This window comes from Streptomyces sp. NPDC057287 (genome assembly GCF_042667905.1).
GTDB lineage: Bacteria > Actinomycetota > Actinomycetes > Streptomycetales > Streptomycetaceae > Streptomyces.
The window spans coordinates 186,607-201,944 of record NZ_JBHUYV010000008.1 but is presented as its reverse complement, the minus strand read 5'-3'; the positions used below and the strand labels follow the sequence as shown (position 1 = coordinate 201,944).

Below are 15,338 nucleotides of genomic sequence, written 5' to 3'. Positions count from 1 at the left end.
AGGGTGAGCAAGAAGAAGGACGCCCCCAAGGGCAACAGCACCACTCCCGTCCGCCGCGACGGACCAGGGACCGGTGGCGCACGAGCTGGTGGCGCAGGAGCCGGTGGCGCAAGGGCCGGTGGCGCAGGCGTCGTCTCCCGGCGGCGGCTGATCGGCGGCGCGGGCGCAGCGGGTGCCGCAGGCCTCGTCCTGGGCGCGGCCGGCGGAGCCGGCGGCTACGCCGCGTCCCGCGGGGAGGCACCGGCAGCGCTGACCACGGTCGGCTCGGCCGAGGCGTTGTTTCACGGGAAACATCAAGCGGGGATCACCACTCCGCTTCAGGCGCGCGGGCACCTGGTCGCCTTCGACCTGACGCCCGGGTCGGGGCGCACGGAAGCAGCCGCCCTGATGCGCCGCTGGTCGGCCGTGGCGGCTCGGCTGATGGCCGGTGAGCCGGCGGAGGGCGGCCGGGACCACGACACCGGGATCGCCCTGGACGCCGGTCCGTCCTCCCTGACCGTCACCTTCGGATTCGGGCGGACCTTCTTCACACGCACCGGTCTGACCGGCCACCGGCCACCCGCCCTGGACCCGTTGCCGGCGTTCTCGTCCGACCACCTCGACGCCAGACGGTCCGACGGCGATCTCTGGGTGCAGGTCGGGGCCGACGACGCGCTCGTCGCCTTCCACGCACTGCGCGCCCTCCAGAAGGAGGCCGGCTCGACGGCCCGGGTGCGGTGGCAGATGAACGGCTTCAACCGGACCCCGGGCGCCACGGACCGGCCGATGACCGCACGCAACCTGATGGGCCAGGTCGACGGCACCAACAATCCGAAGCCTGCCGAGAGCGACTTCCAGGAGCGGATCTTCGTCCCGTCCGGAGACTCGGCGGCGTACGCCTGGATGGAGGGCGGCTCCTACGCCGTCGTCCGGCGGATCAGGATGCTCCTGGACGACTGGGAGGCACTCACGGTCAAGCGCCAGGAACAGGTCATCGGCCGCCGCAAGGCGGACGGCGCCCCGCTCAGCGGCGGCTCGGAGGACACGGCGATGGATCTGGACAAGGCAGGACCGGACGGCAAGCTGCTGGTCCCCGGCAACGCACACGCCAGGATCTCCTCCCCCGAGAAGAACGGTGGCGCCGCGATGCTGCGCCGCCCGTTCTCGTACCACGACGGCATCGCGGACGACGGCACCCCGGACGCGGGGCTTCTCTTCATCTGCTGGCAGGCCGATCCGTTCAGGGGCTTCATCCCGGTCCAGCGCAAACTCGACCGGGGGGACGCGCTCTCGCCGTTCATCCGGCACGAGGCGAGCGGGCTCTTCGCCGTACCCGGAGGGGCCGCGTCCGGGGAGTACGTGGGGCAGCGACTCCTGGAGGCGTAAGGCGCACGGCCCCGTCCGTCGGCCCATTAGGGTGACCGTATGTCAGCCACGCGCTACGCCTACCTCGGCCCCGAGGGCACCTTCACCGAGGTGGCCCTCCGCACTCTCCCCGAAGCCGCCACCCGCGAACTCGTCCCGATGGTCTCGGTGCCGGCCGCGCTGGACGCGGTGCGCGGCGGGCAGGCCGCGGCGGCACTCGTCCCCATCGAGAACTCCGTGGAGGGCGGGATCAGCGCGACCCTCGACGAGCTGACCACGGGCGCCCCGCTGATGATCTACCGCGAAGTACTGCTCTCCATCACCTTCGCGCTGCTGGTGCGTCCGGGGACCAAGCTGTCGGACATCAAGACCGTCACCGCCCACCCGGCCGCGCAGCCCCAGGTGCGCAACTGGATGGCGGCCCACCTTCCCAGCGCGGTGTGGGAGTCGGCGGCCTCGAACGCGGATGGTGCCCGGCTGGTCCAGGAAGGGCGTTACGACGCGGCCTTCGCCGGCGAGTTCGCCGCGGCGACCTACGGCCTGGAGCCGCTGGTGACGGAGATCCACGACGCGGAGAACGCCCAGACGCGCTTCGTGCTGGTGGGGCGCCCCGCCCGGCCGTCCGCCCCTACGGGAGCCGACAAGACCTCCGTGGTCATCTGGCTCGGCGACGACCGTCCGGGTGCGCTCCTCGAACTGCTCCAGGAGTTCGCCGTGCGCGGGGTCAACCTGATGCTGATCCAGTCCCGGCCGACCGGGGAGGGCATCGGCAACTACTGCTTCGCCGTGGACGCGGAGGGCCACATCGCGGACCGCCGTGTCGGCGAGGCGCTGATGGGGCTCAAGCGGATCTGCCCGAATGTGCGGTTCCTGGGTTCGTATCCGCGGGCAGGGGTGACGTCCGAAGACGTGAGCCCCCTCCGGATCGGGACGTCGGACACGGACTTCACCGAGGCGTCCGACTGGTTGGCCCGGAGCCAGGACGGCAGGGTCTGAGGACCTACGGGCCTGAGGACGACCGGGCCTGAGCTCTGCGTGCTGCGTTGCGTTCCACGTGCTGCGGGGAGGGGCCGGCTGGGATTCCTGTCGGCCCTGCCTGCCGGTCGACGCGCCCGGTCCTACCATCGGATCTCTTGTTCTACACAGAACACCCAGAGTTATCCACAGGCAACCCTCTTCCCCTGGGGACAAGTCGACACCGCACCCCGACATGGTCGACAAATCGCCCCAGTAGCCCTGGATCCCTCACGGGGTCACACCTCCCCCCGTGTCCCCCAATTCCGTTGATCAACTCATTGAGGCGGGGAATACCCACCCGAATGAGTGCACGGATGAGGTTTGAGCATCGAATCCTTGCCCCGTGATGCCGCTTTCGGAACGATCTCTTCCGGTGTCCACAGATCTTCTTCACAGCCTGTGGATAACTAAATGGATCAACGACTCCCTGTGGACAACGCGCACCCCCGACTGCCGCCAACTCCCGCCGCACACAACGGTGATGCGTCAAGCAGCCGGAGCGCTTGTTCCCTTTTCGAGGCAATGAGACCCTTTTATTGACGATCCCCCCTCCAGGCCCGCCGTGATTCCCTCCAGGATTATCGATTCCGGCAATTCGGGCAAAGCGCCACGCTCGCCGATATCGGTTCGAGCGGTGGATCCCCGCACCGGTAGCCTTGAGGGGTGATTGACCTTCGCCTGCTCCGTGAGGACCCCGACCGTGTTCGCGCCTCCCAGCGCGCCCGTGGAGAGGACGTCGCGCTCGTCGACGCCCTTCTCTCCGCCGACGAGCTGCGCAGGTCGTCCGGCGTCCGCTTCGACGAACTCCGCTCCGAGCAGAAGTCGCTCGGGAAGCTGATCCCCAAGGCCACTCCCGAGGAGCGCGCCGAGCTCCTCAAGAAGGCCGACCAGCTGAAGGCCGGGGTCAAGGCTGCCGACGCCGCGCAGGACGAGGCCGACGCAGAGGCCAAGCGCCTGCTCCTGCTGCTCGGCAACATCGTCCACGAGGACGTGCCGGTCGGCGGCGAGGAGGACTTCGTCGTCCTGGAGACGCACGGCACGATCCGTGACTTCGGCGCGGAGGGGTTCGAGCCCAAGGACCACCTGGAGCTCGGCGAGTCACTGGGTGCCATCGACATGGAGCGCGGCGCCAAGGTGTCCGGATCGCGCTTCTACTACCTGACCGGCGTCGGCGCGCTGCTGGAGCTGGCCCTGGTCAACGCGGCGATCGCGCAGGCCACCGAGGCCGGCTTCGTCCCCATGCTGACCCCTGCCCTGGTGCGTCCGCGCGCCATGGAGGGCACGGGCTTCCTCGGCCAGGCCGCGGAGAACGTCTACCACCTCGAGAAGGACGACTACTACCTGGTCGGCACGTCCGAGGTCCCCCTCGCGGCGTACCACATGGACGAGATCATCGAGGCCGACAAGCTGCCGCTGCGGTACGCCGGCTTCTCGCCGTGCTTCCGCCGCGAAGCGGGCACGTACGGCAAGGACACCCGGGGCATCTTCCGCGTGCACCAGTTCGACAAGGTCGAGATGTTCTCGTACGTCGATCCGGCGGACGCCGAAGCCGAGCACCGCAGGCTCCTGGACTGGGAGAAGCAGTGGCTCACCGGCCTGGAACTGCCGTTCCAGGTGATCGACGTCGCCACCGGTGACCTCGGGTCCTCGGCCTCGCGCAAGTTCGACTGCGAGGCGTGGATCCCGACCCAGGGCAAGTACCGCGAGCTGACCTCCGCGTCGAACTGCGACGGGTTCCAGGCACGCCGGCTCTCCGTCCGGATGCGCGACGGGAAGAAGGTACAGCCGCTGTCCACGCTGAACGGCACGCTCTGCGCCGTACCGCGCACGATCGTGGCGATCCTGGAGAACCACCAGCTGCCCGACGGTTCGGTGCGCGTGCCGGAGATCCTCCGTCCGTACCTCGGCGGACGCGAGCTTCTGGAGCCGGTCTCCAAGTGAGCTTCCCCTACAAGCTCGTCGCGACCGATCTCGACGGCACCCTGCTGCGCGACGACCACACCGTTTCCGGCCCGACCCGGGAGGCGCTGGCCGCGGTCACCGCGGCCGGCGCGGCGCACATCGTCGTCACGGGACGAGCTGTTCCGTGGACCCGGCACATCCTGGACGACCTGGGCTACCAGGGCCTCGCGGTCTGCGGCCAGGGCGCGCAGGTCTACCACGCGGGCGAGCACAAGCTGCTGACCTCCCTCACCCTGGACCGGCAGCTCGCGGGGCTGGCACTGTCCAAGATCGAGGCGGAGGTCGGACCGCTCGCGCTGGCGGCGAGCCGTGACGGGCTGGAGGGCGAGGTGCTGGTCGGGCCCGGCTACCGGGTGCAGGAAGGACCGCTGCCCGCCGTCTTCATGAAGGACCCCGCCGAGATGTGGACCGCTCCGCTGAACAAGGTCTACATACAGCATCCGGAGCTCGACGACGACGCCCTGGCCGAGGCCGCGCGGCAGGCCGTCGGCAGTCTGGTGAACGTCGTCATGGCGGGCCCGGGCGTCGTGGAGATCCTGCCCCTGGGGCTGAGCAAGGCGACCGGCCTCTCGCTGGCGGCACGCCGTCTGGGACTCAAGGCGTCGGACACGCTGGCCTTCGGTGACATGCCGAACGACATCCCCATGTTCGGCTGGGCGCAGCACGGTGTCGCCATGGCCAACGCGCACGACGACCTGAAGGCCGTGGCCCACGAGATCACCGCGTCGAACGAGCACGACGGCATCGCCCTGGTCCTGGAGGAACTGCTCCGGACGGCCACGCGCGCCTAGGGCGGGGGCCGGCCGGTTCTTCGAGCTGGGGCGGAGGATGCGCGGATCGAACGCGCGCGGGGCTCGCGCCCCGACGACGGCTTAGCAAGCCGCTGCCTTACCACTCGGCCAATCCTCCGGGAGGTGGCCGGCGCGCGAGACGCGCGAAGGGCCACCCGGGGGGTCCTGCCGCGGCGACTGCGCGGGCAGCTGATGGAGCTACCGCGCCGCTGTCGGCTGGGGACCGCCCTGTCGGGAACACGACGGACTCGGACTCCTGGTCATCGCCGTGCTCCTCTCCCGGTCCGTGAACGGCGCCTTCCGTGCCGTTCCCCTCACTGTGCCCGAGACCGCCGTCCGGGGACCACCCATTTATCCGGTGGCCCCCGGCCGTGCGTCAGCCGCTCCTGCGGCGGCCCAGATCCCTCAACCGGTGCGCGAGGTCGTCCATGCGGGCATCGAGCCGGAGGACGTCCTGCGAGACATCGGTGAGCCGGAGGCTGATCGCACCGACGACCTGGTACGTCACACCGAGCTTCCGGTCGAGGGAGTCGAGCCGCTGCGACATCCGGCCGAGCACGGGACCGAGCTCCTGGAGCGCGCTTCCCACGTCGGCGAGGCATCCCTCGATGCGGGTGACGCGCCTGTCGAGCGAGACGTAGGAGGCCCGCAGCTCCTCCTCCGCGTCGAGAAGGTGGGTGCGGACGCTGCGCGCGATGTCGCTGTCGCGAAGAAGCATCGCGACGTTGAGCACGGTCCTGCGGGTGTAGAGCCGGAGCTGAGTAGCCGCCTGTGGATAACTTCCCGCACCCTCCCCCTCCCATAGCGACACCATGTCGCTATGGAAGGATTGCAGCTCAGCGCCTCGCAGCACCGTCATGCCGTTGCCGGCCAGCTCCTTCTGATGCCGGTCCGTCAGCCTCCTGACCGAGGCTGTGGATACTTCGAAGTAACGAGCCACCTCTTCGGTGCGAAGGTGAATTCCGTCCGGGAGCATGGCAAGGCTCTTGACCTTGTCGAGGACTTCGACGCGCCCCATCTGCTCGACGCGGAGGGCTTGGGATTCGAGCAGGGCGACTTCCGTGGGCATGGGTGTGCCTCTCGTGCGTGCGCGGGAATGACAAGGAGCGCCCTGTCCCCGGGCTGCGAGGGCGGAGGTCGCTCACGGTTGCCACTCACCCGATGACCGGCCGGGCGGGCGCTCGCCTCACCACTGCCGGCATTCCCCGAATTCACGAAAGCTCGACGCCACAGATTCCAGTTGCCTCCACGCACCCTGTACAACGAGCCGAAAAACGTACAGTCACGCGACCCGGCTGCCCCTCGCACGGAACAACCCCCGCCCGAGGGGCGGGGGTTGCAACGGTGTGCGGCGGGGCCGGTCTCACTCCTCGCCTGCGAGCTTCAGCGCCCGCAGCTTCTGACCCGCGTACCACGTGGCCACGGCGGTCACGCCGACCAGCAGGAACGTCGCGAGCGGCAGACCCACGTCCGAGGTCACCAGGCCGTCCCCGGCCACCTTCTCCGCGACCGAGAGGGACCACTGCTGCACACTCAGCGTCCTGGCGCCCGGGACGAGACTGCCGAACAGCGCCTCCCACACCAGCGCGTACACCAGGCCGAAGACCACGGCGTGCCGGCTGACCGTGCCGAGCAGCAGGAACAGCGCGCTGTACGCGATCGAGGCGACCAGCGCCGCGATCGTGTAGGCGATGGCGATCTGTCCGCCGTTCCCGTTGAGGATCAGGCCCGCGACGAACGTCGGCAGAGCCGAGAAGAGCATCGTCACGGCGACGGCGACGATCAGCTTGGTGAAGATGATCGTGGGCCGCTTCACCGGCTTGGCCAGCAGATAGACGATCGAACCGTCGTCGATCTCCGGCCCGATGGCACCGGTCCCGGCGATGACACCGATCAGCGGGACCATCGTGGCGATGGCGAAACCGCCCAGCACCCCCGAGGCGACGCCGTCATCGGCTCCGGCGAACGTCCGTACCGCCACGGAGATGGCCACCAGCAGGACCGGCAGGACGAACAGGATGGCGGCCCGGCGCCGGCCGAGCAGGGCCCGGTACGTGAGCCGGGCGACTGTGGGGTCGTACATGACGCTTCACAGCTCCTTATCGGCCACTACTCAGGCCGCTACGAGATAGGAAAAGACCGATTCGAGGGACTCGTCGGACGGGGAGACGGTGAGCAGCCGGATGCCGTGTTCACGTGCGACCTTCGGCAGCAGCGTGGTGAACCGCCCGAAGTCGACCGCCTGGATGCGCAGCGCCTTCTCCGTGACGTCGACCTCGATGCCCGCCGTCGAGGGGTCCGCGATCAGCGCGGCGGCGAGGGCCCGGTCGTCGCTGGACCGGACGAGATAGCGGTGCGGCCGGTCCGTCATGAGCCGGCGGATCTTCCGGAAGTCCCCGGACGCCGCGTGGCGGCCGGCCACGATCACCTCGATGTGCGAGGCGAGCTGCTCGACCTCCTCGAGGATGTGGGAGGAGAAGAGCACGGTGCGGCCCTCCGCGCCCATCCGGCGCAGCAACTCCATGAGCTGCATCCGCTGGCGCGGGTCCATGCCGTTGAACGGCTCGTCCAACAGCAGCACCGAAGGGTCGTGGACCAGCGCGGACGCCATCTTGACGCGCTGGCGCATGCCCTTGCTGTACGTCGAGATCTTGCGGTCCTGCGCGTACTCCATCTCGACCGTCGCCAGCGCCCCGGCCGCGGCGGCGTCGCCGAGTCCGTGGAGCTCCGCGTTGGCGACGACGAACTCACGGCCGGTGAGGAAGTCGTACATTCCCTCACGCTCCGGCACGATCCCGATCGATTTGTAGACCGACTCGTTGCGCCAGATCCGTGTGCCGTCGAGCGTCACCTTGCCGGTGGACGGCGCCAGGAAGCCGGCCATCATGTTGATCAGTGTGGACTTCCCGGCTCCGTTGGGGCCGAGCAGCCCGGTGACCCCGGGTCCCACGGTCATGCTGACGTCGTTGACGGCGACCACGTTGCCGAACCAGCGGGAGGTGTGGTCGATCTCGATGGTGGTCACAGCCCGACCCTCCGGTAACGGCGCATCAGTACGGCGTACGAGCCGGCGACGAGCGCGAGGACAACGATCAGATAGACCGCACCGGCCGCGGTGCCCGGTCCTTCACCGCCGGGGAAGGCGGAGGCGGCGCCCAGGAACGCGGTCTGCACCCCGTCGATCAGAGTGATGGGCGAGAACAGCCCCAGCCAGGTGATGGCACCGGCCGAGTTCGTCTCCCAGGCGATCGCCTGGACCGTGGAAACCGCACCGTAGGTGATGGTCAGTACGGCGATCACGGCGGCGACGCCGAAGCCCCGGCGCGGTGTCAGCGCGGCGACCACGAGTCCGAGCCCGGCGAACAGCACGGAGAGCAGCGCCACCGAGACCATCCCCTGTCCGAAGCCCTTGCTCTGGTCGGCGAAGTCGAACTTGGCCAGCAGCGAGCCCACGTACAGGATGACGAGGGGCAGCCCGGTGAGGATGAGCAGGGCCGAGGCCATCGCGGCGAACTTCGCGAGGACGTAGTCGACACGCTCGATCGGACGCGAGAAGTACAGCGGCACGCTCTTGAAGCGGAGGTCCCTGGACACGGACTGCGGCGCCTGCGAGGCGATGAACAGTCCGATCACGGCCTGAAGGTAGATCGCGAAGTCCGTGTACTTGATGGGCAGTTTCGTCATGTTGGGCGTGGCGATGGCGACCGCGACCAGGATCAGCGCCACCAGGCACATCACCCCGCACAGCAGCATCGGCAGCACCTTGGACTTGGCGGACCTGCCCAGTCCGAACGAGCCCCGCAGCGACTGCGAGTACAACGACCGCCGTGCGTAGGCCCGTCCCAGACGGACACCGTCGTAGGAGCGGTATCCGATGTTGTGGATCCGGGAGGTGTCGCTCCCGGCCACGGTTCCGGTCTCAGTGCTCATCGCGACCGCTCCCCTTCTGCTGTCCGGCACCCGCAGTCACGGCCTCGGCCGCCCGGGGCGCCGCTTCGGTGCGGAAGACCTCGGCGATGTGGTGGCGCCGCTGTTCCATCCGGATGAGCCCCAGCCCGAGCTGGGCGACGCTGTCACGGACCACGTCGTACGACTCCTCGCCCGTCGCCTCCACCAGGAGGATGTGGCCGGCTCCCGGGAGTCCTTCGGCGTCGAGTCCGTCGGCTCCGACGAGAGTGATCCCGGCCGCGGTGAGGGCCCGGCGCAGGGCGTCCGTTCCGTCGGGATGGGTGTCGCTGTCGGTGACCTCGACCGCCAGCGTCGTGGTGGTCCGGGTGAAGTCGCTGGTGGAGCTGGAGCGGAGCAGCGCGCCCCCGTCGATGACGACGACGTGGTCGCAGGTCCGCTCGAGCTCTCCGAGGAGGTGCGAGGTGACCAGCACCGAGATGCCGAAGTCGGTGTGGACACGGCGGATCAGGCCGAGCATCTCGTCGCGGCCGACCGGGTCCAGGCCGTTGGTCGGCTCGTCGAGAAGGACCAGCTTCGGGTCATGGACCAGGGCCTGGGCCAGCTTCACCCGCTGCTTCATACCGGTCGAGTAGCCGCCGATGGGACGGTAGCGCTCCTCGTACAGCCCCACGTGGCGCAGGGTGTCCGCGGTGCGTTCACGCGCCGCGGTGGGCGGCAGCCCGGACATCCTCGCCATGTGGACGACGAACTCGGTCGCCGAGACGTCGGGAGGCAGGCAGTCGTGTTCCGGCATGTACCCGACCCGCTCCCGGATGGCGGCGCCTTCGGTGGCGACGTCGAGCCCGAGCACCGCGGCCCGGCCTTCGGTGGCGGGGGACAGACCCAGAAGGATCTTGATCAGTGTGGACTTGCCGGCCCCGTTGGAACCCACCAGGCCGGTGACGCCCGGTCCGATGTCCAAGGAGAGCCGGTCAAGCGCGGTCACCCTCGGGAACCGCTTGCTCAGACTTTCGGTTGCGATCACAGTCACGTCTTCGAAGGTAGTGGCGCGCACCGCGGGAGTCGTCAGCCCAGGCGGTTGTATCCGCGTCAGCCTCCAGGCGTACGGACCCGTAGGGGGACCCCACGAGGGAGGGCATCGAGCCCCCGGCCGCCTCGGGAGACCGACCAGGGCGACGGGCCCGCGCTCGGCCTGGCCGCGCCGTACGGCGCCGCCTGTCCACAGGCCGCTGTCCACAGGTTCCGGGCATCCCTTGACGCGGCGGGGGGTCGGTTGCCACATTGCAGCGGTGTCACGTTACGGACGCGTACCGCAACGCGGGCACCGGACGAGGAGGCTGCGTGGATCTGCGAGGCGCGCGCGAGCGCTGGGTGCGTACGGGCGGGGTCGAGCTGTGTGTCGCCGAGGCGGGCGATCCGTCACGGCCCACGATCGTGCTGGTGCACGGCTATCCGGACAGCAAGGAGGTCTGGTCCGAGGTTGCGGACCGACTGTCCGAGGAGTGGCACGTGGTGCTCTACGACGTCCGGGGCCACGGCAGGTCGACAGCTCCCAGGCCGCTGCGGGGCGGCTTCACGCTGGAGAAGCTGACCGACGACTTCCTCGCGGTCGTGGACGCGGTGAGCCCGGACCGGCCGGTCCATGTGGTCGGCCACGACTGGGGTTCGGTCCAGTCCTGGGAATTCGCGACCGTGGAACGCACCAAGGGGCGCATCGCCTCGTTCACCTCGATGTCCGGGCCGTCCCTGGACCATTTCGGGCACTGGATCAAGGGGCGGATCTCCCACCCGAGCCCGCGTCGGGTGGGGCAGTTGCTCGGCCAGGGCGCCAAGTCCTGGTACGTGTACGCACTGCACACACCGGTCCTGCCCGAGTTGGCCTGGCGCGGGGCGCTCGGCAGACAGTGGCCACGGATTCTGCAGCGGATGGAGAAGGTGCCGGCGGACGGGTATCCGACGGACTCGCTCCCCCAGGACGCGGCGCACGGGGCATGGCTCTACCGCGACAACGTCCGCGCCCGCCTCCGCCGTCCGCGCCCGGACGCGTACGCCCACGTCCCGGTCCAGCTGGTCACCCCGACCGGTGACGCCTTCCTCTCACCGTCGCTCTACGACGAACTCGACGCGTGGGTGCCTCGGCTGGTCCGGCGCACCCTGCCGGCGAAGCACTGGGTCCCCCGCACCAGGCCGGATCAGCTGGCCTCCTGGATCGGCGCGTTCGCCCTCGACGTGGAAGGGGGCGGTCAGGACGCCTCCGCCGTTCCCGAGACACGGCACACGGCGGCCTCCGGTCCCCATGCCTCCCGATTCGCAGGCCAGTTGGTGCTCGTGACGGGCGCGGCCTCAGGCATCGGGCGGGCGACCGCGCTGTCGTTCGCCGAGGCCGGAGCGCGAGTCGTCGCCGTGGACCGCGACGCGACGGGTGTCGCCCGCACGGTGGAGACGGCACGTCTGATCGGCGCGCCCTCGGCCTCGGCCGAAGTGGTGGACGTCGGGGACGAGCAGGCGATGGAGGAGCTCGCGGAGAAGGTCGCCGCCGAACACGGCGTCGTGGACGTCCTGGTGAACAACGCCGGGGTAGGCCTCTCGGGTTCCTTCCTCGATACCACCACCGAGGACTGGCAGAAGGTTCTCGACGTCAATCTGTGGGGAGTGATCCACGGCTGCCGGATCTTCGGCAGGCAGATGGCCGACCGGGGGCAGGGCGGCCACATCGTCAACGTCGCCTCGGCCGCCGCGTATCAGCCGTCCCGTGCGCTGCCCGCCTACAGCACGTCCAAGGCCGCGGTACTGATGCTCAGCGAGTGCCTGCGCGCGGAGCTGGCCGACCGGTCGATCGGAGTGAGCGCGATATGCCCGGGTTTTGTCAACACGGGCATCACAGGGACCGCGCACTTCGCCGGAGTCGACGAGGTCGAGGAGCAGCGCCTCCGCAAGCGGGCGGCTCGGCTGTACAGCCTGCGCAACTACCCTGCGGGCAAGGTGGCCCACGCGATCCTCGATGCGGTCGTGCACAACCGGGCCGTGGTGCCGGTGACTCCCGAGGCGCGCGGCGCACGACTGCTGCAGAGGATCAGCCCTCGCCTGCTGCGCGGAGTCGCCCGCCTGAAGCCACCTCTGTAACCACAACGGAGTTGAGAGGTCGAGCTTTACAAGTGCGTTGTTCTGAACTGAGCTTGCGCCTCGGACCTGGCTGTCCTGCAACACCGCCGCGTGACAGCTGACTTGATGATGTCGACGATACGAGGGGGTAGTTCGACGACGAATAAGGTGCATTCATGTATATATGCATTGAAAATAGAGCGAGTTGCGCAAACTGCATATAGCTGACGCCAGTTGTCCACAGATTCGTCAAAAGGCCTGTGGATAAACCGAGTTGGCTGTGGATCAAACCTGGTGGCCGCAGCAATCACCGCGAACGTCGAATGAAATCGAGGTGCGCCCCGCGAACACCGAGGGCACTCTGACGGGATGGATGAACGCCGCACCGTCAAGGTGTCCAAATACCTGTCGAAGCATCTGCGGCACGAGCCCGGCCGGATAGGTCTCGTTCTCGACCCTCATGGCTGGGTGACCGTCGACGAGCTGCTGGAGGCCTGCGCACGGCAGGGCTTCACCATCACCCGCGACGAGCTCGACCACGTCGTCGAGGTCAACGACAAGCGGCGCTTCACCGTCGACGGCGGTCGCATCCGTGCGAACCAGGGCCACTCCGTCCCGGTGGACCTCGGCCTGCCCCCGGCCGAGCCGCCCGCGTACCTCTACCACGGCACCGTGGCACCGACGCTCGAAGCCATCCGGGCCGAGGGGCTCCGGCCCATGAACCGCCATCACGTCCACCTCTCGCCCGACCGCGAGACGGCGGTCCGCGTGGGCGCCCGGCGCGGCGCCCCGGTGGTCCTGGCCGTGGACGCGGGAGCCATGCACCGGGCGGGGCACCTCTTCCACGTCAGCGCCAACGGGGTGTGGCTCACCGACGCCGTACCTCCGGCCTTCCTACGTCTGCGCGACTGACCGGACGCCGCTCGGCGCTCCGAGCCTCCCGGACCCGTACACAGGTCGCCGAGGCTCATGACCGGCGATGGGCCGGTCTCCCCGTCGGTACACCGCTTCGGGCCGGAGCTGCTCGACTACCTCCTCGACCGTCCCAGCGTCACCCGGCACCGGAGCCCCGCGATCACCGCCGCCCGCCCGTCCGCCCGTCCGCCCGCCGCAGGGTTTCCTCCTGCACGTCCGACGTTCACGGGCTGTCCGCGGAAGCCTGGGGACAGCGGTCCGCGGAAGCCCGGGGACATCCGTCCGCAGGAGCCCGGGGACATCGCCGTAGAGTCGTCGTCATGACCTCCTCCCGCCGACTGAGCACCGTGATCCTCCCCATCCGCCGCTGGCACGACGGCGGCAGGCCCCTGTGGGTACGCGCCGAGGAGCTGGGATTCCACGCCGCGTACACCTACGACCATCTGGCCTGGCGGACCTTCCGTGACGGCCCGTGGTTCGGGGCGGTCCCCACACTGACCGCCGCGGCGGCGGCCACCGAGCGCCTGCGTCTGGGCACCCTCGTGACCTCGCCCAACTTCCGGCATCCGGTGACGCTGGCCAAGGACCTCATCACGCTGGACGACGTCTCCGGCGGACGGATCACCCTCGGCATCGGCGCCGGAGGCAGCGGTTTCGACGCCACCACGCTGCGCGGGAGCGGCGAGGCCCCGTGGACCCCGCGCGAACGGGCGGACCACTTCGACGAGTTCGTCCCGCTGCTCGACCGGCTGCTCCGGGAGCCCGCCGTGACGCAGGAGGGCCGGTTCTACACCGCGAACGAGGCCAGGAACATCCCCGGCTGCGTGCAGCGCCCCCGGCTGCCCTTCGCGATCGCCGCCACCGGGCCACGGGGCCTGAAGCTCGCCGCGCGCCACGGCCAGGCCTGGGTGACCACCGGTGATCCGAAGCTGTACGAGACCGGTACCCCTGAGCAGTCCGTGGCAGCTGTCCACGGTCAGATCGCCCGGCTCGGCTCGGCCTGCGAGGAGGTCGGCCGTGACGTGGCCGAGCTGGACAAGATCCTGCTCACCGGTTTCACCCCGGGCCGGCCGCTGCAGTCCCTCGACGCGTTCGTGGACTTCGCGGGGACACACTTCGACCTCGGCTTCACCGAGATCGTCGTCCACTGGCCGGTGCCGGACTCCGACTTCGCCATGGACACGGAGATCTTCGAGCAGATCGCCACCGAGGCCCTGACCCAGCTCGGCTGACCGGCGGCCGACGCTCCCTCGGGGGACGGCACCCGGCTCGGTTCCGGGCGCCGCCTCCGGCTGCCGAAAGCCGTGGAGCCTTCGGCATATGCCCCCGTCAGGTTCTCCAGCTCACAGGCTCACCCTCTCAGATGTGCGCCCCTCTGCACGCCCGTGCGACTCCGTGCGGGAGAATGCAGGGGTGACCTCAGCTACCGACTCGCCTCTGCCTGCCGTGACCCGGCTGATCGCCACCGATCTGGACGGCACCCTCCTACGCGACGACAAGACCCTGTCCGACCGTACGACCGCCGCACTGGCAGCCGCCGAGGAGGCGGGAATCGAGGTCTTCTTCGTCACCGGCAGGCCCGCCCGCTGGATGGACGTCGTCAGCCCTCACGTGCAGGGCCACGGCATGGCGATCTGCGGGAACGGGGCAGCCGTCGCCGATCTCCGCAACGGACGCCTGCTCAAGGTCCATCCACTGGACCGCCGGGCCGCCCTGGACGTGGTCGCGCTCCTGCGCGAGAGCGCGCCCGGTGTGTCGTTCGCCGTCGAGCTGGCCACCGGCATCCATTACGAACCCGCCTACCCGCCGTTCCACATGGACCCGGGTGCCACGGTCGCCGTCGCGGAGAAGCTGCTCCATGAGGAGGCCCCGGGCACCGGAACACCGGTCCTGAAGGTCCTGGCCCACCACCCCGAGCTGGCCCCGGACGCCTTCCTCGCCCTCGCCCGCGACGTCGCCGGGGACCTCGCGTCCTTCACCCGGTCCAGCCCCACCGCCCTCCTGGAGATCAGCGGCCTCGGGGTCTCCAAGGCCGCCACGCTCGCAGCCTGCTGCGCGGAGCGCGGGATCGCACCGGCCGAGGTGGTCGCGTTCGGTGACATGCCGAACGACGTGGAGATGCTGAGCTGGGCCGGCGCCTCGTTCGCCATGGGCAACGCCCATCCGGCCGCGCTGGCGGCCGCATCGGGTGTGACGCTCACCAACGACGAGGACGGTGTCGCGGTCGTCATCGAACGGATCCTCGCAGCACGCTGAGGCCGCATGCCGGAACCGCCCGCCTCGGACGGTTCCGGCGGC

General features: G+C 69.6%; 13 protein-coding genes and 1 tRNA gene. 8 read left to right on the top strand and 6 right to left on the bottom strand.

Annotated features, from left to right (window positions below; translation table 11 throughout):
- Positions 1–3: 3 nt before the first annotated feature.
- The 4 genes from efeB (at position 4) to ACFUNE_RS17840 (ending at position 5,114) form a co-directional block, all read left to right on the top strand.
- Entirely contained in the window at positions 4–1,365 is a 1,362-nt protein-coding gene (efeB, locus tag ACFUNE_RS17855) for an iron uptake transporter deferrochelatase/peroxidase subunit (protein WP_383568247.1), read from the top strand.
- Positions 1,366–1,404: 39 nt separating this feature from the next.
- Complete coding sequence (gene pheA / locus ACFUNE_RS17850; RefSeq protein WP_383568244.1) at positions 1,405–2,340, top strand: prephenate dehydratase; 936 nt, start codon at positions 1,405–1,407, stop codon at positions 2,338–2,340.
- Positions 2,341–3,024: 684 nt separating this feature from the next.
- Positions 3,025–4,302, top strand: coding sequence for a serine--tRNA ligase (gene serS, locus ACFUNE_RS17845; RefSeq protein ID WP_383568241.1), 1,278 nt, complete (start codon positions 3,025–3,027; stop codon positions 4,300–4,302).
- Complete coding sequence (locus ACFUNE_RS17840) at positions 4,299–5,114, top strand: HAD family hydrolase (RefSeq protein WP_383568238.1); 816 nt, start codon at positions 4,299–4,301, stop codon at positions 5,112–5,114. The genes serS and ACFUNE_RS17840 overlap by 4 nt, the downstream gene beginning before the upstream one ends.
- 31 nt (positions 5,115–5,145) lie before the next feature.
- Here the strand turns inward: ACFUNE_RS17840 and ACFUNE_RS17835 are convergent.
- The 6 genes from ACFUNE_RS17835 to ACFUNE_RS17810 all read right to left on the bottom strand — a co-directional run bounded on the left by ACFUNE_RS17835 (position 5,146) and on the right by ACFUNE_RS17810 (position 10,047).
- Positions 5,146–5,232 (bottom strand) — tRNA-Ser (locus ACFUNE_RS17835).
- A 258-nt stretch (positions 5,233–5,490) separates the two neighbouring features.
- Positions 5,491–6,183 carry a hypothetical protein gene (locus ACFUNE_RS17830; protein WP_383568235.1) on the bottom strand — a complete coding sequence of 231 codons (693 nt, stop codon included), beginning with the start codon at positions 6,181–6,183 and terminating at the stop codon, positions 5,491–5,493.
- 294 nt (positions 6,184–6,477) lie between these two features.
- Positions 6,478–7,197, bottom strand: coding sequence for an ABC transporter permease (locus ACFUNE_RS17825; RefSeq protein ID WP_383568232.1), 720 nt, complete (start codon positions 7,195–7,197; stop codon positions 6,478–6,480).
- A 30-nt stretch (positions 7,198–7,227) separates the two neighbouring features.
- Positions 7,228–8,139: an ABC transporter ATP-binding protein gene (locus tag ACFUNE_RS17820; RefSeq protein WP_383568229.1), complete on the bottom strand. Its 912-nt coding sequence runs from the start codon at positions 8,137–8,139 to the stop codon at positions 7,228–7,230.
- Positions 8,136–9,044: an ABC transporter permease gene (locus tag ACFUNE_RS17815; protein WP_383568226.1), complete on the bottom strand. Its 909-nt coding sequence runs from the start codon at positions 9,042–9,044 to the stop codon at positions 8,136–8,138. The genes ACFUNE_RS17820 and ACFUNE_RS17815 overlap by 4 nt, the downstream gene beginning before the upstream one ends.
- Positions 9,034–10,047, bottom strand: coding sequence for an ABC transporter ATP-binding protein (locus tag ACFUNE_RS17810; protein ID WP_383568670.1), 1,014 nt, complete (start codon positions 10,045–10,047; stop codon positions 9,034–9,036). The genes ACFUNE_RS17815 and ACFUNE_RS17810 overlap by 11 nt, the downstream gene beginning before the upstream one ends.
- 317 nt (positions 10,048–10,364) lie before the next feature.
- On the opposite strand from ACFUNE_RS17810, the gene ACFUNE_RS17805 reads away from it, so the two are divergent.
- From ACFUNE_RS17805 to ACFUNE_RS17790, 4 genes are all read left to right on the top strand, one after another.
- Positions 10,365–12,146 carry an SDR family oxidoreductase gene (locus tag ACFUNE_RS17805; protein ID WP_383568223.1) on the top strand — a complete coding sequence of 594 codons (1,782 nt, stop codon included), beginning with the start codon at positions 10,365–10,367 and terminating at the stop codon, positions 12,144–12,146.
- A gap of 348 nt (positions 12,147–12,494) precedes the next feature.
- Positions 12,495–13,037 carry an RNA 2'-phosphotransferase gene (locus ACFUNE_RS17800; RefSeq protein WP_383568220.1) on the top strand — a complete coding sequence of 181 codons (543 nt, stop codon included), beginning with the start codon at positions 12,495–12,497 and terminating at the stop codon, positions 13,035–13,037.
- Between the two features lie 323 nt (positions 13,038–13,360).
- Positions 13,361–14,272: an LLM class flavin-dependent oxidoreductase gene (locus ACFUNE_RS17795; RefSeq protein WP_383568217.1), complete on the top strand. Its 912-nt coding sequence runs from the start codon at positions 13,361–13,363 to the stop codon at positions 14,270–14,272.
- Positions 14,273–14,453: 181 nt separating this feature from the next.
- The gene (locus ACFUNE_RS17790) at positions 14,454–15,296 is read left to right on the top strand and encodes a Cof-type HAD-IIB family hydrolase (protein ID WP_383568214.1); all 843 of its coding nucleotides are present in this window, start codon (positions 14,454–14,456) and stop codon (positions 15,294–15,296) included.
- Positions 15,297–15,338 lie beyond the last annotated feature (42 nt).

Coding starts and splice junctions, on each gene's coding strand:
- ACFUNE_RS17830 (WP_383568235.1), bottom strand. CDS start 6,183: ATGCCCACGGAAGTCGCCCTGCTCGAATCCCAAGCCCTCCGCGTCGAG.
- pheA (WP_383568244.1), top strand. CDS start 1,405: ATGTCAGCCACGCGCTACGCCTACCTCGGCCCCGAGGGCACCTTCACC.
- ACFUNE_RS17800 (WP_383568220.1), top strand. CDS start 12,495: ATGGATGAACGCCGCACCGTCAAGGTGTCCAAATACCTGTCGAAGCAT.
- ACFUNE_RS17795 (WP_383568217.1), top strand. CDS start 13,361: ATGACCTCCTCCCGCCGACTGAGCACCGTGATCCTCCCCATCCGCCGC.
- ACFUNE_RS17825 (WP_383568232.1), bottom strand. CDS start 7,197: ATGTACGACCCCACAGTCGCCCGGCTCACGTACCGGGCCCTGCTCGGC.
- ACFUNE_RS17815 (WP_383568226.1), bottom strand. CDS start 9,044: ATGAGCACTGAGACCGGAACCGTGGCCGGGAGCGACACCTCCCGGATC.